Here is a 26,830-nt window from a genome sequence, read left to right on the forward strand (position 1 = left end):
AAAAAAAATGAGTCAGTTACGTTCGGCAATGTTAGTTTTACTGCTGCTCACGCTGGTGACCGGCGTGGGTTACCCGTTGCTTACTACCGGCTTGGCGCAGTGGCTGTTTCCGGCGCAGGCCAACGGCTCGCTGATTGAACAGCACGGTTCGGCGCTAATCGGCCAGAACTTTACCCGGCTCGGCTATTTCTGGGGTCGTCCGTCGGCGACCGGCGACCGGCGACCGGCGACCGGCGACCGGCGACTGGCGACGGCCCTTACAACGCGCAGGCGTCGAGCGGCAGCAACCTGGCGGCAAGCCACCCGGCGCTGGACAGGGCAGTGGCGGAACGCGTCGTCGCGCTAAGCGCCGTTAACCCGCTGGCGCCGCTCGCGGTGCCGGTGGATCTGGTCACCGTCTCGGCCAGTGGCCTCGACCCGGCGATTTCGCCCGCCGCCGCGATCTGGCAGGCTCGTCGCGTCTCGGCGGCGCGCCAGCTGCCGCTGGAAACAGTCGAGATGCTGATCGACGCCAATACGGCGCGGCCACTGCTCGCCTTTAGCGGCGATCCCACCGTCAACGTGCTGTGGCTTAATCTGGCGCTGGACGCGCTGACCCAACCCTGAAGGATGCGATGAACGACGAACGTGAACACCCCGATCCCGACGCGCTGCTGCTGCAACAGGCCGACGGACACCGCGGCAAGCTGAAAATCTACTTCGGCGCCTGCGCGGGTGTGGGAAAAACCTGGGCCATGCTGCAGGAGGCGAAGCGGCTGCGCGCGCAGGGGCTGGATGTGCTGATCGGCGTGATGGAGACGCACGGCCGGGAAGGGACCGCTAGCCTGCTGCAGGGCCTGCCCGTGCTGCCGTGACGGCCCACCGGCAGCTCGCGCCACGCGGAGTTCGATCTCGACGCGGCGCTGATCCTGATGGACGAGCTGGCGCACACCAACGTGCAGGGCTCACGCCATCCCAAACGCTTGCAGGATTGCTCGACGCGGGCATCGACGTCATCACCACCGTCAACGTGCAGCATCTGGAAAGCCTCAACGACGTGGTGGGTGGCGTGACCGGCATTCGCGTGCGCGAAACCGTGCCCGCCCCCTTTTTCGACAGCGCCGACTAGGTGGTGCTGGTGGATCTGCCGCCGGACGACCTGTGCCAGCGCCTGAAAGAGGGCAAGGTCTACGTTGGCGATCGCGCCGAGCTCGCCATCGAAAACTTTTTTCGCAAGGGCAACCTGTTCGCCCTGCGCGAGCTGGCGTCGCGACAACTTCGCCACGCGCCTCGGCAAGCTGGGGCCGGATCTCGATCTGCTGGTGGTGGCGCTGGACGAGCCGGTCAGCGAGACGCCGCCGTTAGCCGACGCGCGCGGGCGGCGATAAATGGCGCGTGCCGCTGCGCGGCGTGCTGATGGCACTGCTGTTGTGCATCCTGGTCACTGCCGCCGGTCACTGGCTGCTGGCTGGATTAGACACTGCCAACGGCGTCGTGATCTACCTGCTGGCGGTGGTGATTATCGCGCTGCGCTACGGGCGCTGGCCGTCGGTAATCGCCACGGTGATGAACATTCTCGCCTTCGACCTCTTTTTCGTCGCGCCGACCGGCACGGTGGCGGTCTCCGATTTGCAGTATCTGGTGACCTTCGCGGTGATGCTGGCGGTGGGTGTAATCGTCGGCAACTTGACCGCTAGCGCGCGCGTCACCTTTATGAGATAGCGAAATCGCTCGGCAGCGCGCTGACGCCGCGGGATATCGCCGCCACCAGTCAGCGGGTTATCGAGGTTACCCTGCAGGCACTTAGCCTGCTGCTGCTGCCGGACGAGCAGGGCGAACTGCACGCCACCGGTGCGGCGACGCCGGGCAGCGAGCCAGATCGCGCTATCGCCAAATGGAGCTTCAGCAAAGGGCAGCCCACCGGCGCGGGCACCCATACGCTGCCCGCCGTGCCCTACCAGATCCTGCCGCTGAAAAGCGGCAGCTGGTGTCGCGGCTTGCTGGTGGTAGGAGCCGTAAAACCTGCGCCAGCTGATGATCCCGGAGCAGCATCGGCTGATGGAGACCTTTACCGTGCTGATCGCCAACGCGCTGGAGCGCGTGGCGCTGTCGCAGAGCGAGGCGTCGTCACGACTGGCGGCGGAACGCGAGCAGCTGCGCAACATGCTGCTCTCTGCGCTGTCGCACGATCTGCGCACGCCGCTCACTGTACTGTTCGGCCAGGCGGAGATGCTGATGCTCGATCTGGCCAGCGAAGAGTCGAAATATGTCACCCAGGCGAACCAGAACCGCTAGCAGACGCTGAGTACCATTCGGCTGGTGAGCAATATGCTCGATATGGCGCGCATCCAGTCGGGCGGGCTGAACCTGTGCGAAGAGTGGCTGGCGCTGGACGAACTGGTCGGCGGCGCGCTCAGCAGCATGGCGCCATCGTTGAAGGGGCATGAGGTGGCGCGCGATCTGTCCTCGGCTCTGGTGCTGATCAAGGGCGACAGCGCGCTGCTGGAGCGGGTGCTGACCAACCTGATCGAAAACAGCCTGAAGTATGCCGGCAACAGCGACCAGCGCGGCATCCGCGTCTGGCGCGACGGCCACCGCCTTGAAATGGCGGTCTAGGATAACGGGCCGGGCATCGCTGACGAGGATCTGACGCGCATCTTCGACAAGTTCGCGCGCGGCGACAAGGCGTCGTCGGTGCCGGGGGGCGGGCTGGGGCTGGCGATCTGCAAAACCATCGTCGAGAGCCACGGCGGCTGCATCTGGGCGGAAATCCGCATCGAGGGCGGCGTGGCGTTTCGCCTGCCGCTGCCGCCCGCGCCTGAAATTTCTGAAGAGGCGCTGAAATAACTTCACAGATGATGGGTTATACTGCCGACCTGTCTGATTATCTGTGGGAAATTATGGAACGTTTTACCGAAAACCTGATGTATGCGTCGCGCTGGTTGCTGGCTCCGGTTTACGTTGGACTTTGGCTGGGTTTGCTGGCGCTGACGATTAAGTTTTTTGAAGAAATTTTCACCTACTGCCCAATATTCTTAGCATTGCGGAAAACGATCTGATCCTGCTGCTGCTGTCGCTGGTGGACATGACGCTGGTGGGCTGCCTGCTGGTGATGGTGATGCTCTCCGGCTATGAGAACTTCGTCTCCAAGCTGGATATCGACGATCACAAAGAGAAGCTGAGCTGGCTCGGCAAGATGGACTCCGGCTCGCTAAAAAACAAGGTCGCGGCCTCGATTGTCGCCATCTCCTCTATCCATCTGCTGCGTGTGTTTATGGAGGCGCGCAACGTGCCCAATGACAAGCTGATGTGGTACGTGATTATCCACCTCACCTTTGTGCTCTCCGCCTTTGTGATGGGCTGGCTGGACAACATGTCGAAGAGCGACAAAAACGCCTCGTAACGGCTGACAGGCGGCTCCGCCGCTTAGTGCTGAACTGCCCCGGCTGGCCGCGTGCCGGTCAGCTGCGGTATCACTTCCTGCACCATCTCGAAAAATTTCTGCAGCCGCGCCGGGTAGTAGCTCGCCCAGGGATAGGTGAGCCACACCGGCAGCAGCGGCGCCTGCCAAGCGGGCGTCAGCTGGATTAAATCGCCGCGCGCCAGGTCGTCCTGCCCCACCCACGACGACATAATCGCTGCGCCCATGCCCATCAACTCCGCCTTGCGTACCACATAGAGGCTGTCGCTGCTCAGGCGCGGCGTAATCGCCAGGTTCACCGGCTGGCCATCGTCAATGCGCTGCAGCGCGATCTCGTTACGGTAAAAGCTGGTCAGCGCCAGCCAGGGCAGATCCGCCAGCTGCTCTACTGCCTCGACCGTTGCATGCTGCGCCAGCAGGCCTGGGGTGGCGACCACGATGCGCGGCACTTCCGCCAGCAGGATCGCCACCACGGCGGGATAGCTCTGTACGCCGACCTGAATCGCGCAATCGACGTTCTCGGCGATAAAGTCCGGCGTGCGGTCATTGAGTATCCACTCTACGTTAAGGCGCGGATAGCGCATCAGGTACTCCACCAGCGGCGCGACCAGCTGATCCTGGCCGAAGGCGCGCGGCAAGCGCACCGCAGTGTGCCGACCGGCTCGTCGTTGGCGTGGGTCAGCTCATCCTCCAGCGCGTGCCAGGTTGCCAGCAGTCGCCGCGCCTGGGCGTAGCAGCGCTCGTCGTCGGTCAGCTTCACAGCTTCAGTCCCAGACGCTGCTCCAGCGCCTGCAGGCGACGGTTGACGGGGGGCTGCGTGTATTGAGCTGCTCCGCCGACAGGCTGCCGCTCTCGACAATGCGGATAAAGGTTTGCATCAGCTCGATGCGATCGGGAGTGGAGAGATTGCTCATACGCACCACGCATAACGGTTTTGCTTTTCACCAGTCTATAACGTATGGCGGCAATCCGCTTTACTAAGCGCCAGACACCTTTGGAGAATCTCACTATGTCAGCCATCAATAGCGTTGCGGCCCGCCCGGCCGAAAGCCCTCCCGCTCCGCTGGTCTTTACTCTCGCCGCCGGCGCGGGACTGAGCGTCGCTTCGATTTACTACAGCCAGCCAATGCTGGATATAATCAGCAAAGCGTTTCTCGTTGGCGCCGGCGCGGTCGGCATGGTGCCGATGCTGATGCAGGCGGGGTACGCGCTAGGCATTCTGCTGCTGGCGCCGCGGGGCGATCGGCACGATCGCCGGACCATTATCCTGATCAAAGGGCTGCTGCTGTGCGGCTTCTCCGGCGGTCTGAGCGCGCTGCTGATCGCCAGCTTCGTTACCGGGCTGACCGCTACCGTGGCGCAGGATATCGTGCCCGCCTCCGTCGCGCTGGCGCAGGAGCAGCTGTCGGTGGGCTTTAGCGCCTTCTGGTCAACGCTGGCGCTGATTGTGCTCAGCACCGTCGGCTTCGATCTCGGCGTGCAGGTGACGCTGGTGGCGCATCAGACGCTGGTCTACAGCCAGGCGCCGGAAGCGCGCAGCCGCCTGAACGCGCTGCTGTTCACCGTAGTGTTTATCGGCATGGCGACCGGCGCCGCGCTCGGCAGTATGGCGCTGGCGCGCTGGGGCAGGAACGGCGTCGTGACGCTCGCCACGCTGGCCGGCGCTGCCAGCCTCGCGCTGCGCCTGGCGAGCCGCCATTTGAAGAACTGCTCCCGCTTCCGCTCGCTTGTGCCAAGCTTAGTATATTAGCTAAGAAAAACGAAGCATTATGGATTTTCTTGCCTGGATGGCGGCCACCGGCTGCCTGTGGCTGGCTTCGGGGTGGATCCACCGCGGGCCGGTGACCTCATTTGGGCTTTATCTGCTAGCTGGCATCCTCTGCGCACCCTGGGTATTCGACGTGATGCAGATAGATATTCTGCAGCATGCGGAAGCCGCCGCGCATATCATCGAAATCACCATGGCCGCCTCGCTGTTTATTACCGGGCTCAAGCTGCGCCTGCCGCTGCGCGCGCACAGCTGGCGCGTCGGCATGCATCTCGCCTTTCCCGCCATGCTGCTAACGGTTGGCGGCATGACGCTGCTGGTCCACTGGCTGACCGGCTTTGACTGGCCGATGGCGCTGGCGTTCGGCGCCATCGTTGCGCCGACCGATCCCGTGCTGGCGAGCCTGATTTCCGTCAACGACGCACGCGATGACGACGCGCTGCGCGTGGCGCTCTCTAGCGAGGCGGGCATGAACGACAGGTCGGCGCTGCCGCTGATGATCCCGGCTCTGCTGCTGTTTAACGGCGAAAGCCTCACCTGGAGCAGCTTCGGTCACTGGACGGTGATTGAGGTGATCTGGGGCATCGTCGGCGGGCTGGGACTGGGCTTCATGTTTGGACGGCTGGCCGGCTTGCTGGCGGTGCGGCTGCGCAGTGCGCACGGCGATGTGGCGCCCAATGATTTCCTCGCGCTGGCGCTGATCGCCCTCAGCTATGCGGCGGTGGAGGCGATCGGCGCCTCTGGCTTTCTCGCCACCTTCGCCGCGCCGAGCTGCGGGTGTTCAAAGCTCATCAGCCGGAAGAGCTGAGCGAAGAGGAGCGCGTGCTGCCCGCCGAGGCACTGGTCAATCCCAATAACCGCCTTGAGCACGCCGGTGAAAGCGGCGGCATGGTGTGAAGTCGGTGGGGCTGGTGGTCAGCGAAGCCCTGTCGTTTGGTGATACTATTGAGCGCCTGCTGGCGGCAGCAATGATGGTGGTGCTGGGCGTCACGCTGGCGCACCACTGGAACCTTGACGGCAATTATTCTTGCGCTGCTGCTGTTTTTCGTAGTGCGCCCGCTGGCGGTATGGCTGACGACGCTGCACTGCGGCATGCCGATCATGCGACGCCTGCTGATCGGTTGGCTGGTGATCTGCAGCATCGGCAGTATTAACTATATCGCCTTCGCCTGAGTATACGGCATGGCGGGACAGCAGGCCGAAACAATGGTCGATATGGCGCTGACACTGGTGGTGTGCAGCATTGTGATTCATGGCGTGACGGTAACGCCGCAGCTGAACTGGCGTACCGCGCGCCTTTCCGCCCGGCAGAACGATGAGTAAACCGTCACCCGATTAAAACAGGAGCAAATATGAAAAGCCATTATTGATTCTACTGGGGCTGCTGGCCTCATCCGCCGCGCTGGCCGCGGATGACGACACCAATATTCCGCAGGAGAACGTCTACGCCAGCCAGCTCTGCCATATCGTCAGCGGCGAAACGCAGGTCGGCACGGCGGATTCCTACGTGCAAAAAAAAGATGAAAAGCTACACGGCGATGAGCAAATCCTCCAGCGCGATGAACCAGCCGCAGTTCGACGAGGATGTAGCGAATGAAGTGGCGAACGCCAGGCTGCCGCTGGGAAGAAGATGAGCGCGGCAAACTGCGCGCCAACGAGCAGCAGTGCGAACAGACTGTCATGACGCAGTTCCAGCAGGAAGATTAAGCGCGGCCGTTGAGGTCTGTCGCGCTAAAAACGCGTCCTGAGGGCACGTTTTTTTGTGGCGTTTTTCCCCGAATTGCGTACATAATCGCCAACAGTTGATTAACATCACATAATAACAGCGCCGCCGCAGGCAGGCGCGTCTGAATCAGCATACTGGTATTGACTCAACGGGCATCATGATCACGCGTCGACACTTCCTTCTCGGTTTCAGGGCAGCTCTTCTCTCTCTATGACAACAGGCCAGCTTTTTGCTCGCGACGAGGTTATTCCGCTGTGGCCGGACGAGCCGCCAGGCGGCGGGCCCGGGGCCGTTGCGCGTCAATAAGCATGGATCTTGGGGCAATGTGGCCAGCCTGGCCATTCAGCGCTTTCGGCCAGGAAACCCCAACGGCGAAGCGGTGCTGATCGCCGGCGGCGGCGGCTACAAGTTTATCGGCATAGGGTGCGAGGCCTGGCCCGTGGCGCGCTGGCTCAACAGCAACGGCTACACCGCCTACGTGCTGAGCTATCGGCTACCAGAAGAGAATTGGCAGGCGGGCCATCTGGCACCGCTGCAGGATGCGCAGCGCGCTATTCGGCCAGTGCGCTCGTTTGAGCGCAAGGTACAGTGCTGGGCTTTTCAGCAGGTGGCCATCTGCTTGGCATGGCCGCTGAGCGACCCGATTTCCGCTCCTATTCCGCGCAGGACGCGCTCGATCAGGTGGTGCCGAAAGTCGACAGCGTCGGCCTGATCTATCCAGTCATTACGCTGGAAGCGCCCTATACCCACACCACAACGCACCGCATTCTGGTAGGCAACAACGCCTCGCCCGCCGAAGAGGCGAGCTGGTCAGTGCAGAACTACGTTACCCGCAGCTATCTGCCCACCTTCCTGGCGCAGGCGGAAGATGACCCCGTTTCCAACCCCTTTAATACCGAGCTGATGCGCGATACCTGTCGCCGCAACCGCGTGCCGGTCGAGCTGATCGAAATCAGCCGCGGCGGCTACGGTTTTGGCCTCGGCAAAGCGGGATCCCCCGCCGTGCTGTGGGACCAGGCCTACGTGCGCTGGCTCGACCGCCTCAGCTGATCAGGTCAGGATGCGACAGCGGTCCGGCTCCAGCGCGGGCGGCAGCGGAAAGTCGTCGTTCATCTCCCACAGGCTGCGCTAGATGCTGACGCACAGGACGTTAAGTGGCAGATCGTTGGCCTCAACGCCGAAGGGATCCTCCAGCTCTTCCGATACCTACTCTAGCGCCAGAAAGGTATAGGAGATAAACATCGACACCAGCGGCGTCATGCCGAGCTGATCGTTTACCAGCGCAAACGGCTGCAGGGTGCAGAACAGGGAAACGGTGCGGTGCAGGATCAGCGAGTAGGCGAAGGGGATCTGCGTCGAGGCGATGCGCTCGCAGTCGCCCAGCGTCTGCGACAGGCGGTTGAGGTTTTCATCCATGCTCTGCCAGAGAATATCGGAGACCTTTCCCTGCTGGCGCTGCTCCCCCAGCCACTGCCCTATGCACAGCAGCGTCCTGCTGGCCGGCATCGGACTGGCCAGCACCGCGTCGCGCCAGCGCGGCAGCAGCAGCCGCGTCAGATCGGCGCGCGCCTCGCTTTCGCGCAGCTGGTGCTTCATGCTGTAGCTGAACGCTATCTGCAGCGCGGCGAATTCGCGCGCCTCTTCTTTCTCCAGCGGCACGCTTTTTACTTGGCGCAGCAGCGAGCGGTGGGTAATCAGCATATTGCTACAGAGCGTGCGCGCTTCGGTAAAGCGCGCATAGCTGGCGTTGTTGCGAAAGCCGAGAAAAATCGCCAGCGCCACGCCGAGCAGGCTGAAAGGCGCGGTCGTAAGGTGAATGCTGAGCGATTCATACCACGGATAGCAGACGATGGCGGTCAGGGAGATTGCCAGATTCAGCGACAGTCGAAAGCCGATTTTCGGCAGCACCGAGCCGTGCCAGCCCAGCAGCCGACAAAACCAGTGTTGGTCAGGACGAACAATCATAGTGAGTGCGATGAGCAGGTCGTTTTTATATGCGTTAAGCCTACTTCGCCGACGCGACGAACGCGAATAATGGCGCGATTTTCCCGCTGCTGCATGGATAAAATTTTTTATTATCAACTATCTAAAAGAAATTTTGATAAGTTGTAAAATTCTTTCCGTTATCTCCTGGCGGCGGGTCTGCGTAAAGTTCATCTCAACGGAAACACAATATTCAACCTCCTTGAGAGGAACACTACAATGTCTAAATTCGACCCGCTGGACCCACAGAACTCAACTACTGATTTTTATCGACCACCAGCCGCAGATGTCATTCGGCGTCGCCAATATTGATCGCCATCAGCTTAAAAAATAATACCGTCGCCCTGGCCAAGGCGGGAAAAATCTTTAACGTGCCGGTGATTTACATCTCGGTCGAAACCGAAAGCTTTAGCGGCTATATCTGGCCGGAGCTGCTGGCGGTGCATCCGGAATCGAAGCCGATTGAGCGCACCTCGATGAACTCTAGGGAAGATGCGAAACTTGTCGAGTCGGTAGAGAAAACCGGGCGTAAGAAGCAAGTGATCTCGGCGCTCTGGACCGAAGTTTGTCTGACGTTCCCGGCGCTGATGGCGCTGAAAGCGGGCTACGAGGTTTACGTAGTGACCGACACCTCCGGCGGCACCAGCGTGGACGCCTACGAACGCTCCATGCAGCGCATGGTGCAGGCCGGCACGATTCCGGTCACCTGGCAGCAGGTGCTTCTCGAGTACCAGCGTGACTGGTCGCGTAAAGAGACCTACGACGCGGTGATGGATCTGGTGCGTGAACACAGCGGCGCCTACGGCATGGGCGTGGATTACGCCTACACCATGGTGCACAAGGCGCTGGCGCGCCAGGCCTTAGTCAGGCTGCAATAAGGGGTAAACAGGTAAAAGTCCCGCGATGGACTTTTACCTGTTTTTGCTGATCGAGCGACGGTCGCCGCCGCGAGAGAAAAGAGGCCGCATATTGCGGCCTTACTCTCATACATACGCTTCCCCCGGCTCCTCTTTACCTGTCTTGCTAATGACGGGTTCTTTCTTCTGTGTCAGGATCTGCGCATGTTTTTTCAGTGTCAGGAAAGATGAAGAAGAAAAACAGAACCCCGACCCCGCACGATGCGACTTTCCGGCAGTTTCTCGGCCAGCCCAGCGTCGCTCGCAACTTTATAGAACTCCACCTTCCTGCCGAACTGCGTGCTCTGTGCGATCTCAGCACGCTGAAGCTTGAGTCCGGCTCTTTCGTTGAGGACGACCTGCGTCAGTACTTCAGCGACGTGCTGTTCAGTCTGAAAACCCGCCGCGGCGATGACGGCTATGTGCATGTGCTGATTGAACATCAGTCCACGCCCGACAGGCACATGGCGTTTCGACTGATGCGCTATGCTGTGGCCGCCATGAAGCGTCATCTGGCGGGGCACAAAAAGCTGCCGCTGGTCGTTCCGCTGCTATTTTACGCTGGCAAGCGCAGCCCTTATCCCTTTCCTTACCCGCTGGCTGGACAAATTTAGCGATCTGGCGCTGGCGGAAAGCGTCTATGGCAACGCGTTTCCGCTGTGGACGTTACCGTGATACCGGATGAAGAGACCTCTGAGCATCGCAGCATGCCGGCGCTCACTCTGCTGCAAAAGCATATCCATCAGCGGGACCTGGCGGAGGTAATAGACAGGCTGACGTCAGTTTTACTGGCGGGCTGGCTCTCTTCTTCCCAGATATTAACGCTGGGACACTATATTGTTCAGGCAGGGGAGGCCACCGATGGTGGCGCCTTTCTCCACGAGATGGCACAGCGGATGCCGCAACAGAAGGATGCACTGATGACCATTGCAGAACAGCTTAAGCAGGAAAGCAGACTCGAAGGAAAAAGCGTTAAGGCATAGTTAAAGTCGCACTCAGCCTGCTGAAAATGAAAATGCCGCGCGAGGCGATTATGTAGGCCACCGGCTTGACTGAAGAAGAGCTGAACCGCGTTCAGGCCAGTGAACGAAACGCCTGATGCAACTCCGGTCAGAGATTAGCAGGGGCAGCATTGGCTGGCCCGCCGATAATCTTTAGCCCATTGTGACAAACTCTTCCGCCGCCGTGGGGTGAGTCGCCATGGTATTGTCGAAGTCTTTCTTGGTCGCGCCCATCTTCAGCGCTACCGCGAAGCCCTACAGCATCTCATCCATGCCAAAGCCGATGCCGTGAATGCCAACGATTTTCTCTTCCGGGCCGGCGCACACCAGCTTCATGCGGCACGGCTGGCGATGCTGCGTCACGGCGGTGTACATCGCTGTGAAGGTATGTGAAGGTAGATGTATAGATCTTCACCTGCTTGTCGCCGTACTGCTTGCGCGCCTGCGGCTCGGTGAGACCCACGGTGCCGATCGGCGGATGGCTGAACACCACGGTCGGGATATTGTTGTAGTCGAGATGCTCATCCGGCTTGTGGTTGAACAAGCGCTCGGAAAGACGACGGCCTGCTGCGACCGCAACCGGCGTCAGCTCGACCGCGCCGGTATTGTCGCCAACAGCATAAGAGGTTGCTGACGTTGGTGTTCTGATATTTATCGACCTTGATGTAGCCTTTCTCATTCAGCTCAATGCCGGTAACGTCCAGATTCAGGTTATCGGTCGACGGCTCACGGTCAATTGCCCACACTAGGCAACTCCACGGTCTGCTTGCGACCATCTTTCAGCTGCAGCGTCAGGCTGCCGTCTGCGTTTTTAATCACCGCCTTTGGCACGGCGTTGATGTGCAGCGTCGAGCCTTCAAAATGCATTACCTCAACCAGCGTCTGGGTGAGCAGCGGGTCGAAGCTGCGTAGCGGCGCATGCTTACGCACGAACAGGTGCGTCTCTGAGCCCAGCGCGTTGACCACGCCCGCCAGTTCGACAGCAATATAGCCCGCGCCGACGACGGCGGTGTGCTTCGGCAGCGCTTCCAGTTCAAAGAAGCCGTCGGAGTCGATGCTATACTCTGCGCCCGGCATGTCCGGGTGGCTCGGGCGGCCGCCGGTGGCGATCAGGAGGTGATCGGCAGTGATGCGCTCGCCGTTCACCTCCACGGTATGCGCGTCGATGAAGCGAGCGAACCCTTTATAACTTCAACGTTGTTTTTGCCCAGTACTTTGTCGTAAGAGGTATGGATACGGTCGATATAGGCGCTGCGGTTTTTCACCAGCGTCTTCCAGTCGAAATGGTTTACCGTGGTATCGAAGCCGTAATCCGGACTGTAAAGATGGATCGCCTCGGCAATTTGCGCCGCATGCCACATTACCTTTTTCGGAACACAACCCTCTTTTACGCAGGTGCCGCCCAGCTCTTTGGCTTCAATCAGGGCGCATTTCTGGCTATATATCGCGGCGCGGTTAATCGAAGCGATGCCGCCGCTAATGGCGAGATAATCATAGTGTCGTGTCATTGTGTATCCATCCGGTTACGAGAGTCTGGTCGGGATTGTAACGCTGAGAGACGAGACGGCGCAAAGTTTGCACCTATGATTGTAATAGGGTTGAATTCCTCCCATCACTGACAGGGAAGCATAGCATGCGGTTTACATTTCTCGGCACTGGCGGCGGCGCGCCCAGCCTGCAACGCAACGTCACCTCTATCGCCTTTACCCACTCGCCGCGCGGCGACACCTGGCTGTTCGACTGCGGCGAAGGGACGCAGCTCCAGTACATGCGTTCGCCGCTCAGGCCGGGGCGCATGAATAAAATTTTTATTACCCACCTGCACGGTGACCATCTTTTCGGCCTGCCGGGTCTGTTGACCAGCCGCTCCATGGGCGGCATCACCGAGCCGCTGACCATTTACGGCCCGCCGGGCATCAAACTTTTCGTGGAGACCGCGCTGTCGCTGAGCGGCTCCTATACCGACTATCCGCTGGGGATTGTTGAGATCGAGGCGGGCACGGTGCTCGACGACGGCGAGTTCCGCGTCAGCGCTTGGCCGCTGGTGCATCCGCTCACCTGCTTCGGCTACCGCATTGAGCAGCACGACAAGCCGGGCTTTCTCGACGCCGCGCGCCTGAAAGAGGAGGGCGTGCCGCGCGGACCCTGGTATAAGCAGCTGAAAGCGGGAGAGATTGTGACGCTGGAAGATGGCCGGGTGATTAACGGCGCGGAATATCTCGGCCCGGCGACCAAAGGCAAAACGCTGGCCATTTTCGGCGATACCGCGCCGACGCCGATGGCGCTGCAGCTGGCGGCGGATGTCGATCTAATGGTGCATGAGGCCACGCTGGAGGCGGCGCTGCAGGAGAAGGCTAATGGGCGCGGCCACTCCACCACGCTGCAGGCGGCGCAGGCGGCGAAAGAGGCGGGCGCGAAACGCCTGATCGTGACCCATTTCAGCTCGCGCTATCTGCCGCGCGATATGCCGCGTTTGCTGGAGGAGTGCCGCTCGGTGTTTCCCGACACCGAACTGGCGCACGATCTGGCGGTATTTACGCTGTAGCCTTGGCCCGTGCGCTAGCGCTGCAGCGCCGGCCAGCGCAGCGAACAGCACCGGCAGCGCGCTCAGCAGCAGCGCCGTCGGGCGGCCCAGCCTGGCGCGCAGCCGCTGCTGCAGATAGCCGCGAAAAAATGCCTCCTCCGCCAGCGCGACGAAAAAGAGATTTGCCAGCATAAAGCGTCCCAGCCAGTCCGGCAGGTGGCGCTCGAAGCCGAGTCCGCCCGGCAGCAGCGCCAGCCACGCCAGCGTGCGGCGCGGCGGGCAGGTGCGGGCGCGAAATAGCGACGGCGCGCAGGCCAACAGCACAAAGGGAATCAGCGCCTTATCGGCGTTGAAGCTGAAGGCGCCAGGCAGGCTGTGCGGCCCAATCGGCGCGCCATTGAGCTGCGGCACGCGCTGGAAACCGGGGAAAAGGCGCAGAAACAATTCAACGGCAATAGCCGCCAGCGCCAGTTCGTCGCTGCGCTGCGCGATGCCGCGTCGGCGCAGCCAGGCCAGCAGAGGCAGCGCGGCGACCGTAACAATCTGCTGCATCAGCACCAGCGCGCAGGCCAGCACTATCCAGACTGACAGGTCGGCCAGCGTTGACATACGGCAATATTACTCCGCGACGATCTGCGTCACGCTGTAGTGTCCAGTGCCGGTCGGCACCAGCTTCTTGTGCAGCCACGGCAGCAGATCGTTCATCTGCTGCGCCAGCTTCCACGGTGGGTTAATGACGATCATGCCGCGCTGATCGCTGTCGGGACGCATGGCCAGCTCGATCTGCCGAATATTGCGAATGCCGGTCGCCTCCAGATCGCGCAGACGCCGGTCGCGAAGCGCTTGTGGCCTTCGTGAATCGCTTTGACCACCGCTTGGTAGTCGCTTTTCAGCTCGTAGGGCGGATCGATCAGGATCATGCCGCGGCGGGTCGGCGGCGGCAGCTTCGCCTTCAGCTGCTGATAGCTATCGATGCGCTCGACGCGGGCGCGGCTGTCTTTCAGGAAATCGCCGCGCAGCAGGGGGGGGGGGGGAGTCGCTCGGGTGCAGTTCGGTGAGCTGCAGCTTATCCTCTGCGTGCAGCAGATGACGCGCAATCAGCGGCGAGCCGGGATAGTAGCGCAGCGTGCCGCTGTGGTTGAGGTCGCGAATGGCTTTGAAGTAGGGCTTCAGCAGTTCCGGCGCGTCCGGCTGCTGCCAGATGCAGGCGATGCCTTCCAGATATTCACCGGTGCGTTCGGCGTGCTCGCCGCTCAGCAGGTAGCTGCCTGCGCCTGCGTGGCTGTCGAGACAGGGAAACGGCTTCTCTTTCCCTTGCAGCGCGCTAATGATCAGGCTCTGTACGGTGTGTTCATCGGCATGGTTGCCGGCGTGAAAACTGTGGCGATAGCTCAGCATAACAGTGGAGATTCCGCGGTTGGCGTAAAAAAGGGCGTACTGCAAGTAAGCACGATCATACCTGCTGAAGGGGAAAAATGCTGGTCGATCCTCAGACGCGGCGCGCGCCCAGCTGTTTCTTCGCCGCTCAGTCGGGGCCGCCATTGATTTTCGCTACACTTAACCGCATGTTAATACGATTGCGTTGCGCGCGCTGTCGCGCCCCATACATTGAACAAGGACTGCACTATGACCAATCCGTTACTCCAGCCTTTTACGCTGCCGCCTTTTTCCGCCATTCAGCCTGAGCATGTGCTGCCTGCCGTCGCCGAGGCGCTGAACGAATGCCGTGCGACAGTAGAGAAAGTCGTGGCGCAGGGCGCGCCCTACACCTGGGCGAATCTGGTGCAGCCGCTGGCCGAGGCGGATGATCGCCTGGGCCGCATTTTCTCACCGGTCAGCCATCTTAACTCGGTAAAAAACAGCCCAGAGCTGCGTCAAGCCTATGAAGAGACGCTGCCGCTGCTCTCTGAGTACAGCACCTGGGTCGGCCAGCACGCCGGGCTGTATCAGGCTTACCGCGATCTGAAAGAGGGCGAAAGCTTCGCCGCACTCGACGTGGCGCAGAAAAAATCGGTGGATAACGCCCTGCGCGACTTCGAGTTTTCCGGCATCGGCCTTGATAAAGAGAAGCAGAAGCGCTACGGCGAAATCGCCGCGCGCCTCTCTGAACTCGGCTCTGCCTACAGCAACAACGTGCTCGACGCCACCATGGGCTGGAGCAAGCTGATCACCGACGAGAGCGAACTGGCCGGCATGCCGGAAAGCGCGCTGGCGACGGCGAAATCGCAGGCCGAAGCCAAAGAGCAGGAAGGCTGGCTGCTGACGCTGGATATTCCGAGCTACCTGCCGGTAATGACCTACTGCGACAACGCCGCGCTACGTGAAGAGATGTATCGCGCCTACTCGACGCGCGCCTCCGATCAGGGGCCGAACGCCGGTAAATGGGACAACGGCCCGATCATGGCGGAAGAGCTGGCGCTGCGTCACGAGTTGGCGCAGCTGCTGGGCTTCGACTCCTACGCCGACAAATCGCTGGCCACCAAAATGGCAGAAAACCCGGCGCAAGTGCTCGACTTCCTGAACGATCTGGCGAAGCGCGCCCGGCCGCAGGCGGAAAAAGAGCTGGCGCAGCTGCGCGCCTTCGCCGAGAAAGAGTACGGCGTCAGCGAGCTGAATCCGTGGGATCTCACCTACTACGGCGAGAAGCAGAAGCAGCACCTCTACACCATCAGCGACGAACAGCTGCGTCCTTACTTCCCGGAAGCGCGCGCCGTTAACGGCTTGTTTGAAGTAGTGAAGCGCATCTACGGAATCACCGCCAAAGAGCGCACCGACGTCGACGTTTACCATCCCGACGTGCGCTTCTTCGACTTGTTTGACGAAAGCGGCGAGCTGCGTGGCAGCTTCTATCTCGACCTCTACGCGCGCGAGCACAAGCGCGGCGGCGCCTGGATGGATGACTGCGTCGGCCAGATGCGCAAGGCTGACGGCACGCTGCAGAAGCCGGTCGCCTACTTGACCTGTAACTTCAACCGTCCGGTCAACGGCAAGCCGGCGCTGTTTACCCACGACGAAGTTACTACCCTGTTCCACGAGTTCGGTCACGGCCTGCACCATATGCTGACGCGCATCGAAACCCCGGGCGTCTCTGGCATCAGCGGCGTGCCGTGGGATGCGGTGGAGCTGCCGAGCCAGTTTATGGAGAACTGGTGCTGGGAGCCGGACGCGCTGGCGTTTATCTCCGGCCACTATGAAACCGGCGAGCCGCTGCCGAAAGCGCTGCTCGACAAGATGCTGGCGGCGAAGAACGACCAGGCGGCGCTGTTTATCCTGCGCCAGCTGGAGTTCGGCCTGTTCGACTTCCGCCTGCACGCCGAGTTCGATCCGGCGCAAGGCGCGCAGATCCTCGAAACACTGCGCGAAGTGAAAAAGCTGGTGGCGGTGGTGCCGAGCTCGGAATGGGGCCGTTTCCCGCACGCCTTCAGCCATATCTTCGCGGGCGGCTACGCGGCGGGCTACTATAGCTATCTGTGGGCAAACGTGCTGGCGGCGGATGCCTATTCGCGCTTTGAAGAAGAGGGCATCTTCAACCGGCAGACCGGCCAGTCGTTCCTCGACAACATCCTGACGCGCGGCGGGTCGGAAGAGCCGATAGAGCTGTTCAAACGCTTCCGCGGCCGCGAACCGCAGCTCGACGCGATGCTGGAACACTACGGTATCCAGGGGTAACGGCGTTAGTGAAAATCTGTTTGATTGATGAATCGGGCGCCGGTGACGGCGCCTTGTCGCATCTGGTGCAGCGCTGGCAGCTGGAGCACGATGCGGACAACGCGCTGGCGCTGGTGCAGACGCCGACGCATCTTGAGCTGCGCAAGCGTGACGAGCCGAAGCTGGGCGGCATTTTTGTCGATTTCATCTCCGGCGCGATGGCACACCGGCGGAAATTCGGCGGCGGACGCGGCGAGGCGGTGGGCAAAGCGGTCGGCGTGAAGGGCGATTATCTGCCGGACGTGGTGGACGCCACCGCAGGATTAGGACGCGACGCCTTTGTGCTGGCGGCGGTGGGCTGCCGAGTACGTATGCTGGAACGCCATCCGGTCGTCGCGGCGCTGCTAGACGACGGGCTGCAGCGCGGCTATCAGGATGCGGAGATTGGCGGCTGGCTGTGGGAGCGGCTGACGCTGATCCACGCGCCTAGCGCGCAGGCGCTCGGCGCTATCACACCCGCGCCGGACGTGGTCTATCTGGATCCGATGTATCCGCACCGGCAGAAGAGCGCAATGGTGAAAAAGGAGATGCGGGTGTTTCAGTCGCTAGTGGGCACCGATGAGGACGCCGACGCGCTGCTGGAGCCGGCGCGTCGCTTGGCGAAAAAGCGTATCGTCGTGAAGCGGCCCGACTATGCGCCACCGCTGGCGGGCATCGCAACACAGTCGGCGGTGGTGACGAAAAGCCATCGCTTCGATATTTATCCGCCGCTTGCGACGTAAAGGGTAAACAGGCTGATGGGTGTTAGCTGAGGCGATCGAATCAGCTATGATAGTCGGTGATAGGCGTCGCTTTACGCCTCTCTGCTCGCTCGGCCCATACAAATACGCTGAAGTGCGTTCTTCATCGGATCTGTTCCCTGTCAGCCGCTGTTCAGTCTGGCTCTAGGAATGGCAGGGGATCTTTACTCGTCCTCTTCGTCGCGCAGCGGCACAATCAGCATATCGATATGCACCGTGTTGATCAGCTGGCGCGCCGATGACATCAGCTTGCTCTAGAAATCCTGATGGTGGCCGCACACCACTAAATCCACATCATACTTTTTGATCGCGTCCACCGGCACCTGGCCAAGATCGCCGCTGCCGCTCAGCGTCTCGCTGATAGGATAACCCGACGCTTCCGACAGACCGCATAGTGCAGCATGCGTCTCCTCCGAGATGCGCTTTTGCATATCGCCAAGGTTGACGTCAATCAGGCCGGTATAGAGATCGGAATAGTTAACGTCGACGTAGATTAACGAAATTTTGACGTCGTAGGGGCGTGCCAGCGAAACGGCTTTATCCACCAGTAAAACTGACTTTCGGGAGAAAGGTTGACTGCAATCAGGATATGTTTATAAGCCATGATGTAACCCCTTTCACAAGATTCAGGTTAGCAACCTGTCTTCTGTCGCGTTATTGCCTGCGAAATCCATGACGCGAACGGGCGATATGCGTTACCAGATGTTCTGTGGGCTGGGCCAGCAGATTGTTGTTATCTTTCCAGTATAGCGGCGACGCCCTACAAATGCTTTCGCACGCGCTTCGGTTATGAATAAGATCAAGGCTTAGCGTCTTTTCCGCTCGCCGCGAACGAAAATCCTCGCTGGAAAAATTTTTCAAACTTCTCCTACACTACAAATTAACGGTTACTCTTACCTGACGCTGACTGCTTAAGCTTGTCAAAAACAACAGATCTGTTCGGGTCATTTAGCGTTTGGCTTTTTACCGTGGAGCGTTAAGCGCAGCCGCGCATAACCTGTCGCTGCGGCTCCAGTCGGGAGGGGAATATGATCAGCACTATCGCGCTTTTCTGGGCTCTTTGTGTGGTGTGTATCGTGAATATGGCGCGCTATTTCTCTTCTCTGCGCGCGCTGCTGGCGGTGCTGCGAGGCTGCGATCCCTTGCTCTATCAGTACGTTGATGGCGCGGGATTCTTTACCTCGCACGGCCAGCCGAGCAAACAGGTGCGGTTAGTGCGTTATATCTGGGCGAAATGCTATCTCGACCATCACGACGACGAATTCATTCGCCGCTGCGAGCGAGTGCGCGGGCAGTTTATGCTGACCAGCGCGCTGTGCGGGCTGGTGATCCTCAGCCTGATTTGCATGGCCATCTGGCACTAAAACAAAAAGGGCGACTTGCGTCGCCCTTGCGGTGTGGGAGCCGATTAGATCAGCTTCAGCACCAGCCAGTAGAGGCTGCCCGACAGCACGATGCAGACCGGCAGCGTAAACACCCACGCCATGGCGATGTTTTTAATGGTTCGGCTCTGCAGCCCGCCGCCGTCAACCAGCATGGTACCCGCCACCGACGACGACAGTATATGGGTGGTGGAAACCGGCATCCCTGTGTAGCTGGCGATGCCGATAGAAACCGCTGCCGTTACCTGCGCCGACATGCCTTGCGCATAGGTCATGCCTTTTTTACCAATCTTTTCGCCGATTGTTGTCGCCACGCGACGCCAGCCGATCATGGTGCCGATGCCAAGCGCCAGCGCGACGGCCATGATAATCCACACCGGCGTATATTCGATGGTGCCCAGCAGATCGCCTTTTAGCTTGCCGAGGAAGCGCTTATCTTCAGCGCTGGTTTCTGACAGCTTCGCCGTTTTTTCAGCGGTGTCAGCGATGCAGAGCAGCAGACGGCGCATCTGGCTGCGCTGCTCCACGGTGAGCTGATCGTAGCTTTGTAGATTGGTGTTCAGCAGCCCCTGCGCGCGCTGTACCGCCTGCAGCGCACGCGCGCTGTCACAGTGGAACGCCTGCGGGCCCGACGGCGTCTCTTCTGGCGTCGGCAGCGCCGGCGGCGCCATCTGCACGACGTGCGTCAGCGCATCGCCATGGCGCTGATAGTACTGCTCCAGATGGTTTACCGCGTCGCGCGTGCGGGTGATGTCATAGCTGCTGGCGTTCATGTTCACCACGAAGCCCGCCGGCGCTATGCCAATCAGCACCAGCATAATCAGGCCGATGCCCTTCTGGCCGTCGTTGGCGCCATGCGAATAGCTGACGCCGATAGCGGAGACAATCAGCGCGGTACGCGTCCAGAACGGCGGCTTTTTCTTGCCGTCGATTTTTTCGCGATCGGCGGGCGTCATATGGATGCGCGCGCGCTTTTTCGTGCCGCTCCAGTAGCGACGCAGCAGGAAGATCAGGCTGCTTGCGATAATCAGGCCAACAATCGGCGACAGGATCAGCGATAGGAAGATATTGATGACTTTCGGGATATTCAACGCATCGATGACCGAGGTGCCGGTCATCAGCGCGTTGGTCAGGCCGATGCCGATGATGGCGCCGATCAGCGTGTGCGAACTGGAGGCGGGAAGGCCCAGATACCAGGTGCCGAGGTTCCAGATAATGGAGGCCAGCAGCATGGAGAAGACCATCGCCAGACCGTGGGCGGAGCCGACGTTCAGCAGCAGATCGGTTGGCAGCATATGCACAATGGCGTAAGCCACGCTTAAGCCGCCAAGCAACACGCCAAGGAAGTTAAACACGCCTGCCATGATGACAGCGAGCTGCGCGCGCATCGCGCGAGTGTAAATAACGGTGGCAACGGCGTTAGCCGTATCGTGGAAGCCGTTGATTGCTTCGTAAAACAATACAAACAGCAGAGCAAGAACCAATAACAGGCCGGTACTGAGGTCAAGACCAGCGAACAAGAACAAATGTAGCATAAACATTACGCCATTATTTGAGGACATGAGCGCGGCGCATTATCTGCGACAACGCCCTGTGTGGGAAAGCAAAATATAGCCTTGTTTTGACTTAAGAATGTCGCGAAATGGTTCGGTACGGATAAAAGTATTTTAAAATTAGTTATTTACATTGTGATATATTTGCGACAATTTTTTGATGCTGGCGTCCGGCAGAGTAGACCACTACAATCAGCGCCTCTCAGAACGGGCAGGGTAGAGCAGTGGAAACGTTTGACGTTATTATTATCGGCGCCGGTGCGGCGGGACTGTTCTGCGCGGCGCAGGCCGGGCAGCGAGGCCGCCGCGTGCTGCTGCTGGATAACGGCAAAAAGCCCGGCCGCAAAATCCTGATGTCGGGCGGCGGCCGCTGCAACTTTACCAATATGTACACCGAGCCGGCCGCCTAACTGTCGCACAATCCGCACTTCTGCAAATCGGCGCTGGCGCGCTATACCCAGTGGGATTTTATCGATCTGGTCAACCGCCACGGCATCGCCTGGCACGAAAAACGCTCGGCCAGCTGTTTTGCGACGACTCGGCGCAGCAGATTGTCGATCTACTGATGGCGGAGTGCAAAAAAGGCCTGGTCACGCTGTGGCTGCGCAGCGAAGTGCTGAGCGTCGAGCGAGACGCGGCCGGCTATACACTGCAGCTTAACGGCGTGGCGGTGCAGGCGGAGAAGCTGGTGATCGCCAGCGGCGGTCTCTCCATACCGGGCTTTGGCGCCTCGCCGTTCGGCTATAAAATCGCCAAGCAGTTCGGCCCGAAGGTCTATCCGACGCGCGCCGGGCGGGTGCCGTTTACCCTGCACAAGCCGCTGCTGGAGCGGCTACAGACCCTTTCCGGCGTCGCGGTGGACCCTACCATCGAAGCGCAGGATGGCACGCAGTTCAAAGAGGCTATGCTCTTTACCCACCGCGGCCTCTCCGGCCCGGCGGTGCTGTAGATCTCCAGCTACTGGCAGCCGGGCGAGCACGTCAGCGTCAACCTGTCGCCCGCCACCTCGATTGATGACGTTATCAACGCGCAGCGCGAGGCGCACCCAAACCTGAGCCTGAAAACAGCCTGGCGAAGCTCTTGCCGAAGCGGCTGGTGGAAGTGCTGCAGGAGATAGGGCAGGTGCCGGATGTGTCGCTGAAGCAGCTCAACGGCAAGCAACAGGCGGAGCTGGCGCAGACGCTGCACCAGTGTGGCGCGTGCAGCCCAACGGCACCAAAGGCTATCGCACGGCGGAGGTGACGCTGGGCGGCGTCGATACCACGCAGCTGTCATCGAAAACCATGGAGGCCCGTGACGAGCTAGGTCTCTATTTTATCGGCGAAGTGGTGGACGTGACCGGCTGGTTGGGCGGCTATAACTTCCAATGGGCGTGGAGTTCCGCATGGGCGTTTGCGCCGGCACGATCCGCTTCGCTGCTCTGTTACCGCTTCGTTCATTCCCCTACCGCTTCGCTAATCCCCTGACGCGTAACACTTTTAGACGAATCTGCCTGGCGCGATTTGCCGCCTGGATTTCAGGCTCCTAATTTATCATAGAGGAGATTCGCCCTCAATGCTCACCTTTTTGCATTCCCTGTTTTCCAGCCCCAGGAGCTTTATCCGAGGAATGTCGCGCCAGGATATCAACGACTCTATCGCCGATGGCGAGCGCATCATTATCGATGAAGACGGCAACACCTCGGTGAATGTGCTGAGTGAGTAAGTGCATGAAGATTTTTAGCGCCATGTCGACTCGCTGAAAGGAGTCTGAGATGGGAACGGCGATATTCATAATGCTAATGGTGTGCGGCTACTAGTATACCAGCCGCGATCTCCCCCACTTTAAAATCCGCCGCAGCTTCGGCTGGGACGTCTATTTTCTCGTTGCGCTCTACGGCTGCATCTTCGTGTTGCAGGGGATGCTAGAGACTGCTATTATCTTGCTGATCCTGCTGATTATTTCCAGCGTCGCTAGCACGCTGCACGTTGTGCCGGGCGAACATCTGCGCTGGCAGATGGAGTTTATGAACTGGAGTTTTCTCGGTATCCAGGCGCCGGTAGTGGTGATGCTCGCCTTTGCGGTGATGTTCTGCATGTACCGCTCAAACTGGTTGGCGAGCGCGCGCCTGAACAGCAGCGTCCGCAAAGATATCTATCATTAGCTCTCCAAATCCAACAGCGTCGAGCAGCTGCTCTATCAGTGCATGCAGGAGGGCGTGGTGCACGCTGCCACCTTTGAGTATGAAAACACCGCCAATATCGTGCTCATCCTGATGCTCAGCGGCTATCGCGACAGCAAAACGCTCAGCATATCGATTGAGCACAACTACAGCTGCTGGTACGCCGATCACTGCATTACGCTGACCTCCGAGCCGAAAAACGCCATGGCGTTCTGTAATAAGGTGCTGATGGTGGATTAGATCTAAAGCCTGTCGCTGTTCGATCCCGCCAGCGCCAGCTCGCTGGCGATGTCGCATCACGACGGCGTGCCGATGGAGGTACACGGCTCCTTTACGCGAGATTCTCCGCCGTAAACAGCCGCAGTGCCCCCTTACCAGCCCGACAGATGTCGGGCTGGTAGCCGCTCTCCATATGGCGCAGCAGCAAATCGATGGCGAGACGCGGATGCTGCTGCGCATTCTGATAAAGCGCGGCCGCCAGTTTCTCGCTGCGCCCGGTAATTTCTCACGATCGCACCGGATGTCCCCACGTTTACCCGCCAGCCTCTAAGCTGATTACGTCACTTCACACAAAGAGGAACGGGATATGCAGGCAAAGCATTAGTAATTGGCGCCTCGCGCGGCATCGGTCTGGCAGTGGTTAAGGCGCTGGCGGCGCAGGGCTGGCAGGTTACCGCTACCTATCGCAGCAGCGCGCCTGAGGTGGCGGCACAGTGGCACGCGCTGGATATGACGCATCAGGATGAGGTGTGGCAGCTGGCGACGGCGCTGCAGGGCGATTCGTTCGACGCCATTCTGATCAACGCGGGCATCGCCGGCCCGTCGCAGCAAAATCTGTTGCAGAGCAGTGATGCCGAGCTGGCGCAGCTGTGCCTGACCAACGCCATTTCGCCGGTGCGCTGCGCGGAAACCCTGCTGCCGCTGCTGGCGAAGCAGAACGGCGTCATCGACTTTACAACCTTGATTCTCGGCAGCCTGAACGAGAACGACGCGGCGACGATGCCAATCTATTCCGCCAGCAAGTCGGCGCTCAATATGCTGAGCCGCGCGCTGCTGCCGCAGGTAGAGGCGCACAACGGCACGCTGCTGTCGCTGCATCCGGGCTGGGTGAAAACCGATATGGGCGGCGAGTCGGCGCCGGTCACGGTCGAGCAGAGCGGCGAAGGGCTGGTGCAGCGGCTGGTAGCGTATCGCAAACGCGGCGGCCACCACTACGTTGACTACGCCGGACAGCTGTTGCAGTGGTAAACCAGCGCGCCACGCCACGCGCTCTCCCCGGCGACAGGGGATGTCACGCCGCTGACCTGCGCGTCGCGGCCCCTTTGCATCTGCGGCGGCAACGCACTACACTCATGGCATATTCTGACAAGGAGCGACTATGTCTCAACCCGTTCAGCGTAAGCCGCTGCCGCTGCCTGGCGGCCACAATAAAGTGCTGTTGCACTCCTGCTGCGCGCCCTGCTCGGGCGAGGTGATGGAGGCGATGCTCGCCTCCGGCATCGACTACACCATCTTTTTCTACAATTCTAATATTCATCCGCTGAAAGAGTATGAGCTGCGCAAAGAGGAGAATATCCGCTTTGCCGAGCAGTTCGGCGTGCCCTTCGTCGACGCGGACTACGATCGCGACAACTGGTTCAAGCGCGCCAAAGGCATGGAGTGGGCACCAGAGCGCGGCGAACGCTGCACCATGTGTTTCGATATGCGTTTTGAGCGCACCGCGCTCTATGCCCATGAAAACGGCTTTCCGGTGATTACCAGCTCGCTCGGCATCTCGCGCTGGAAGAATATGCAGCAGATCAACGACTGCGGCGTGCGCGCGGCGTCGCGCTATCCCGACATGCTCTACTGGGAATTCAACTGGCGAAAAGGCGGCGGTTCAGCGCGCATGATTGAGATCAGCAAGCGCGAACGCTTTTATCAGCAGGAGTATTGCGGCTGTATCTACTCCCTGCGCGACACCAACCGCCACCGTGTCGCCAGCGGGCGCGAGCGCATCAAAATCGGTGTGCAGTACTATACGCCAGACGAGCCGTAAAACAGCGCTGCTAAAGAGGATTGATCAGGACGTGTTGCAGACCCGATCGCCGCGATGACACGGCTCCGCGTATCGATATTGTACACAGCCAGACGCGCTGAGGTAAAGCGCTGCTGGCCGCCCGTCGCTGGCTGTGCCTGGTGACAGAGCGCGCAGGGATTAATATTACCCTCCAGCTGCGCCTGAATATACGCCTCCAGCTGACGCCGGCGGCAAACGTAAGGCGTGCAGCCCATCACCTGTTTAAATTAGCTCGTAAAAGATTGCTGGCTTTTAAAATGGTATTTCAAAGCCAGCGTAATAATGGGCGTCGAGCTGTTTTTCAGCGCGTGTACGCAGGCGGCCAGCTTTCGCTTGCGGATATAGCGCGCCAGCGTTTTTTTACGATAGCGCAAAACAGTTTCTGTAAATACCATTTGGAATAGCCTGATTTCTCAGCGATATCGTCGATGCTCAATCGCTGATTCAAGATGGCTGTTGATCCAGTCGGTAAGGGTATCGATGACCTCTTCATTATATTTTTTCTCGCGCATAATCCACCTCATCAAAAATTGCGCACAGTAGAGAGGTTAATCTTTCTCTATACGCGTGTTCGGTAAAGAATTATCAAAAAGTGCATTTTTATTTTTCAGCGAGCGCCGCTAAATCGATGCTTTTTATCGAAGAGGAGTGGATGTTGCTTTCTGTTTAGCCAAAATAAAAAAGAAGAGTAAAATAAAAATTTGTGATGAAAGAAAAACGTTAGCCATTCTCAATAATATCGACAGCCGCCGCGCTCTGCGCAGAGAGGCGCGATCGCCCATTGCCCTCTATGCTTGCTGTGTAAAATTTTCGCCATGACACAGCACAACAATACCTGACGGCAGCGCGCGTGCCATACTGCCGTTCTTTTAACTGAAGGGAGATCGTACTGCATGCGTCCGACTTTTGGCCTGAAAAAACCGCTCGCCGCCTTATGCGCCTCGATGGCGTTATTCACCGCCGCGCCCGTGCTGGCCGCCAACGTTTATGGCGAGCAGCTAGAAGGGTTCCGCTATCCTTTTACGCTGCAGCATTTCAACTTTTCCTCGCAGCAGCAGGCGCTCAGCATGGGCTATATGGACGTCAATCCGATGCAGAAGGCCAACGGCCAGACCGTGGTGCTGATGCACGGCAACAACTTCTGCGGCGCCACCTGGGAAGAGAGCATCCGCGCGCTGAGCCAGGCGGGCTATCGCGTGGTGGCGCCGGACCAGATCGGCTTTTGCAGCGCCAGCAAGCCGGATAACTACCAGTACAGCTTCCAGCAGCTGGCGGACAATACGCATCAGCTACTGGCGCAGCTGGGAGTAAAAAAGGCCATTATCGTCGGCCACTCCACCGGCGGTATGCTCGCCACGCGCTACGCGCTGATGTATCCTGACGCCACCCAGCAGCTGGTGCTGGTGAACCCGAGCGGGCTGGAGGACTGGAAAGCCAAAGGCGCGCCGTGGCGCAGCGTCGATCAGTGGTATCAACGCGAGCTGAAGCTCGACGCGGCGGGTATCAAAAAGTATGAGCAGCACACCTACTACAGCGGCCAGTGGAAACCGGAGTATGACAAGTGGGTGGATATGCTGGCGGGGCTGAACGCCGGGCCGGGACATAAAAAGGTGGCGTGGAACTCGGCGCTGATCTACGACATGATCTTCACTCAGCCGGTCTTTTATGAGTTCGGCGATCTGAAAGTGCCGACGACGTTGATGATCGGCACCGCCGACACCACCGCTATCGGCAGCGATATCGCCTTGACGGAGGTGAAGGCAACGCTGGGCCACTACAACGTGCTGGGCAAGGATGTCGCGAAGCGCATACCCGGCTCGCGGCTGATCGAGTTTCCCAGCATGGGGCATGCGCCGCAGATGGCGGCGCCTGAGAAGTTTAACCAGACGCTCATCGAGGCGATCGCCTCGCGCTAACCACGCGCAGGTC

12 protein-coding genes and 17 pseudogenes are annotated in these 26,830 nt (G+C 59.8%); 21 read left to right on the top strand and 8 right to left on the bottom strand.

The features are described from left to right. Positions 1–7: 7 nt before the first annotated feature. From kdpC to EIO60_RS13830, 3 pseudogenes are all read left to right on the top strand, one after another. Positions 8–606, top strand: a pseudogene (kdpC, locus tag EIO60_RS13820) (potassium-transporting ATPase subunit KdpC). Between the two features lie 8 nt (positions 607–614). Continuing rightward, positions 615–2,826, top strand: a pseudogene (locus EIO60_RS13825) (DUF4118 domain-containing protein). 53 nt (positions 2,827–2,879) lie between these two features. Continuing rightward, positions 2,880–3,382: pseudogene (locus EIO60_RS13830) on the top strand (TIGR00645 family protein). A 23-nt stretch (positions 3,383–3,405) separates the two neighbouring features. Here EIO60_RS13830 and EIO60_RS13835 read toward each other — a convergent pair. After that, positions 3,406–4,314 (bottom strand): annotated as a pseudogene (locus EIO60_RS13835) (LysR family transcriptional regulator). 95 nt (positions 4,315–4,409) lie between these two features. Between EIO60_RS13835 and EIO60_RS13840 the strand changes: the two are divergent. The 4 genes and pseudogenes from EIO60_RS13840 to EIO60_RS13855 all read left to right on the top strand — a co-directional run bounded on the left by EIO60_RS13840 (position 4,410) and on the right by EIO60_RS13855 (position 7,944). Beyond that, positions 4,410–5,150: an MFS transporter gene (locus tag EIO60_RS13840; RefSeq protein ID WP_258577133.1), complete on the top strand. Its 741-nt coding sequence runs from the start codon at positions 4,410–4,412 to the stop codon at positions 5,148–5,150. Positions 5,151–5,169: 19 nt separating this feature from the next. Then, positions 5,170–6,491: pseudogene (locus tag EIO60_RS13845) on the top strand (cation:proton antiporter). Between the two features lie 43 nt (positions 6,492–6,534). Further along, a pseudogene (locus EIO60_RS13850) lies at positions 6,535–6,875 on the top strand (hypothetical protein). A gap of 176 nt (positions 6,876–7,051) precedes the next feature. Beyond that, positions 7,052–7,944: pseudogene (locus tag EIO60_RS13855) on the top strand (alpha/beta hydrolase). Here the strand turns inward: EIO60_RS13855 and EIO60_RS13860 are convergent. After that, positions 7,945–8,859 (bottom strand): annotated as a pseudogene (locus EIO60_RS13860) (bestrophin family protein). Positions 8,860–9,096: 237 nt separating this feature from the next. On the opposite strand from EIO60_RS13860, the pseudogene EIO60_RS13865 reads away from it, so the two are divergent. Both EIO60_RS13865 and EIO60_RS13870 read left to right on the top strand, forming a co-directional pair. Further along, positions 9,097–9,755 (top strand): annotated as a pseudogene (locus EIO60_RS13865) (hydrolase). A 206-nt stretch (positions 9,756–9,961) separates the two neighbouring features. Beyond that, positions 9,962–10,756: pseudogene (locus tag EIO60_RS13870) on the top strand (Rpn family recombination-promoting nuclease/putative transposase). 171 nt (positions 10,757–10,927) lie between these two features. Here EIO60_RS13870 and gorA read toward each other — a convergent pair. Beyond that, a pseudogene (gene gorA / locus EIO60_RS13875) lies at positions 10,928–12,282 on the bottom strand (glutathione-disulfide reductase). Between the two features lie 125 nt (positions 12,283–12,407). On the opposite strand from gorA, the gene rnz reads away from it, so the two are divergent. Then, positions 12,408–13,319 (top strand): ribonuclease Z, encoded by a 912-nt coding sequence (rnz, locus tag EIO60_RS13880; protein ID WP_258577135.1) that lies wholly within the window; start codon positions 12,408–12,410, stop codon positions 13,317–13,319. A 39-nt stretch (positions 13,320–13,358) separates the two neighbouring features. Here rnz and EIO60_RS16925 read toward each other — a convergent pair. Next, a pseudogene (locus EIO60_RS16925) lies at positions 13,359–13,490 on the bottom strand (CPBP family glutamic-type intramembrane protease); the annotation flags it as partial. 183 nt (positions 13,491–13,673) lie between these two features. On the opposite strand from EIO60_RS16925, the gene EIO60_RS13890 reads away from it, so the two are divergent. Further along, a complete protein-coding gene (locus EIO60_RS13890; RefSeq protein WP_258577222.1) occupies positions 13,674–13,886 on the top strand; it encodes a hypothetical protein in 213 nt (70 codons plus the stop codon). 30 nt (positions 13,887–13,916) lie between these two features. On the opposite strand, the pseudogene EIO60_RS13895 reads toward EIO60_RS13890, so the two are convergent. Beyond that, a pseudogene (locus EIO60_RS13895) lies at positions 13,917–14,696 on the bottom strand (23S rRNA (adenine(2030)-N(6))-methyltransferase RlmJ). A gap of 228 nt (positions 14,697–14,924) precedes the next feature. On the opposite strand from EIO60_RS13895, the gene prlC reads away from it, so the two are divergent. Both prlC and rsmJ read left to right on the top strand, forming a co-directional pair. Then, entirely contained in the window at positions 14,925–16,967 is a 2,043-nt protein-coding gene (gene prlC / locus EIO60_RS13900) for an oligopeptidase A (RefSeq protein ID WP_258577136.1), read from the top strand. An 8-nt stretch (positions 16,968–16,975) separates the two neighbouring features. Beyond that, positions 16,976–17,728 carry a 16S rRNA (guanine(1516)-N(2))-methyltransferase RsmJ gene (rsmJ, locus tag EIO60_RS13905; RefSeq protein WP_258577137.1) on the top strand — a complete coding sequence of 251 codons (753 nt, stop codon included), beginning with the start codon at positions 16,976–16,978 and terminating at the stop codon, positions 17,726–17,728. 182 nt (positions 17,729–17,910) lie between these two features. Here the strand turns inward: rsmJ and uspA are convergent. Then, positions 17,911–18,350, bottom strand: a pseudogene (gene uspA, locus EIO60_RS13910) (universal stress protein UspA). 424 nt (positions 18,351–18,774) lie between these two features. Between uspA and uspB the strand changes: the two are divergent. After that, positions 18,775–19,110 carry a universal stress protein UspB gene (uspB, locus tag EIO60_RS13915; RefSeq protein WP_258577138.1) on the top strand — a complete coding sequence of 112 codons (336 nt, stop codon included), beginning with the start codon at positions 18,775–18,777 and terminating at the stop codon, positions 19,108–19,110. A gap of 44 nt (positions 19,111–19,154) precedes the next feature. On the opposite strand, the gene pitA is transcribed toward uspB, so the two are convergent. Continuing rightward, on the bottom strand, positions 19,155–20,663 hold the full coding sequence (pitA, locus tag EIO60_RS13920; protein WP_258577139.1) for an inorganic phosphate transporter PitA: 1,509 nt from the start codon (positions 20,661–20,663) through the stop codon (positions 19,155–19,157). Between the two features lie 242 nt (positions 20,664–20,905). On the opposite strand from pitA, the gene EIO60_RS16930 reads away from it, so the two are divergent. The 6 genes and pseudogenes from EIO60_RS16930 to EIO60_RS13940 all read left to right on the top strand — a co-directional run bounded on the left by EIO60_RS16930 (position 20,906) and on the right by EIO60_RS13940 (position 24,880). Then, on the top strand, positions 20,906–21,091 hold the full coding sequence (locus EIO60_RS16930) for an FAD-dependent oxidoreductase (RefSeq protein WP_374058199.1): 186 nt from the start codon (positions 20,906–20,908) through the stop codon (positions 21,089–21,091). 50 nt (positions 21,092–21,141) lie between these two features. Further along, a pseudogene (locus EIO60_RS16935) lies at positions 21,142–21,923 on the top strand (NAD(P)/FAD-dependent oxidoreductase). Then, positions 21,872–22,147 (top strand): NAD(P)/FAD-dependent oxidoreductase, encoded by a 276-nt coding sequence (locus tag EIO60_RS16940; protein ID WP_374058200.1) that lies wholly within the window; start codon positions 21,872–21,874, stop codon positions 22,145–22,147. The pseudogene EIO60_RS16935 and the gene EIO60_RS16940 overlap by 52 nt, the downstream one beginning before the upstream one ends. A gap of 362 nt (positions 22,148–22,509) precedes the next feature. Further along, positions 22,510–23,196 (top strand): annotated as a pseudogene (locus EIO60_RS13930) (hypothetical protein). Between the two features lie 252 nt (positions 23,197–23,448). After that, positions 23,449–24,090 (top strand): SDR family NAD(P)-dependent oxidoreductase, encoded by a 642-nt coding sequence (locus EIO60_RS13935; protein WP_258577217.1) that lies wholly within the window; start codon positions 23,449–23,451, stop codon positions 24,088–24,090. A 130-nt stretch (positions 24,091–24,220) separates the two neighbouring features. Beyond that, on the top strand, positions 24,221–24,880 hold the full coding sequence (locus EIO60_RS13940) for an epoxyqueuosine reductase QueH (RefSeq protein WP_258577140.1): 660 nt from the start codon (positions 24,221–24,223) through the stop codon (positions 24,878–24,880). On the opposite strand, the pseudogene EIO60_RS13945 reads toward EIO60_RS13940, so the two are convergent. Then, positions 24,859–25,413 (bottom strand): annotated as a pseudogene (locus tag EIO60_RS13945) (helix-turn-helix domain-containing protein). The gene EIO60_RS13940 and the pseudogene EIO60_RS13945 sit on opposite strands and share 22 nt — an antisense overlap. A gap of 381 nt (positions 25,414–25,794) precedes the next feature. Here EIO60_RS13945 and EIO60_RS13950 point away from each other — a divergent pair. Beyond that, on the top strand, positions 25,795–26,817 hold the full coding sequence (locus tag EIO60_RS13950; protein ID WP_258577141.1) for an alpha/beta fold hydrolase: 1,023 nt from the start codon (positions 25,795–25,797) through the stop codon (positions 26,815–26,817). Positions 26,818–26,830: the final 13 nt, after the last annotated feature.

It is taken from the genome of Candidatus Pantoea persica (assembly GCF_013753875.1).
GTDB lineage: Bacteria > Pseudomonadota > Gammaproteobacteria > Enterobacterales > Enterobacteriaceae > Pantoea > Pantoea persica.

Bases quoted from the DNA above. Each gene is read 5' to 3' on its own strand.
- EIO60_RS13840 (WP_258577133.1), top strand. From the start codon at position 4,410: ATGTCAGCCATCAATAGCGTTGCGGCCCGCCCGGCCGAAAGCCCTCCC.
- rnz (WP_258577135.1), top strand. From the start codon at position 12,408: ATGCGGTTTACATTTCTCGGCACTGGCGGCGGCGCGCCCAGCCTGCAA.
- prlC (WP_258577136.1), top strand. From the start codon at position 14,925: ATGACCAATCCGTTACTCCAGCCTTTTACGCTGCCGCCTTTTTCCGCC.
- uspB (WP_258577138.1), top strand. From the start codon at position 18,775: ATGATCAGCACTATCGCGCTTTTCTGGGCTCTTTGTGTGGTGTGTATC.
- pitA (WP_258577139.1), bottom strand. From the start codon at position 20,663: ATGCTACATTTGTTCTTGTTCGCTGGTCTTGACCTCAGTACCGGCCTG.
- EIO60_RS13940 (WP_258577140.1), top strand. From the start codon at position 24,221: ATGTCTCAACCCGTTCAGCGTAAGCCGCTGCCGCTGCCTGGCGGCCAC.
- EIO60_RS13950 (WP_258577141.1), top strand. From the start codon at position 25,795: ATGCGTCCGACTTTTGGCCTGAAAAAACCGCTCGCCGCCTTATGCGCC.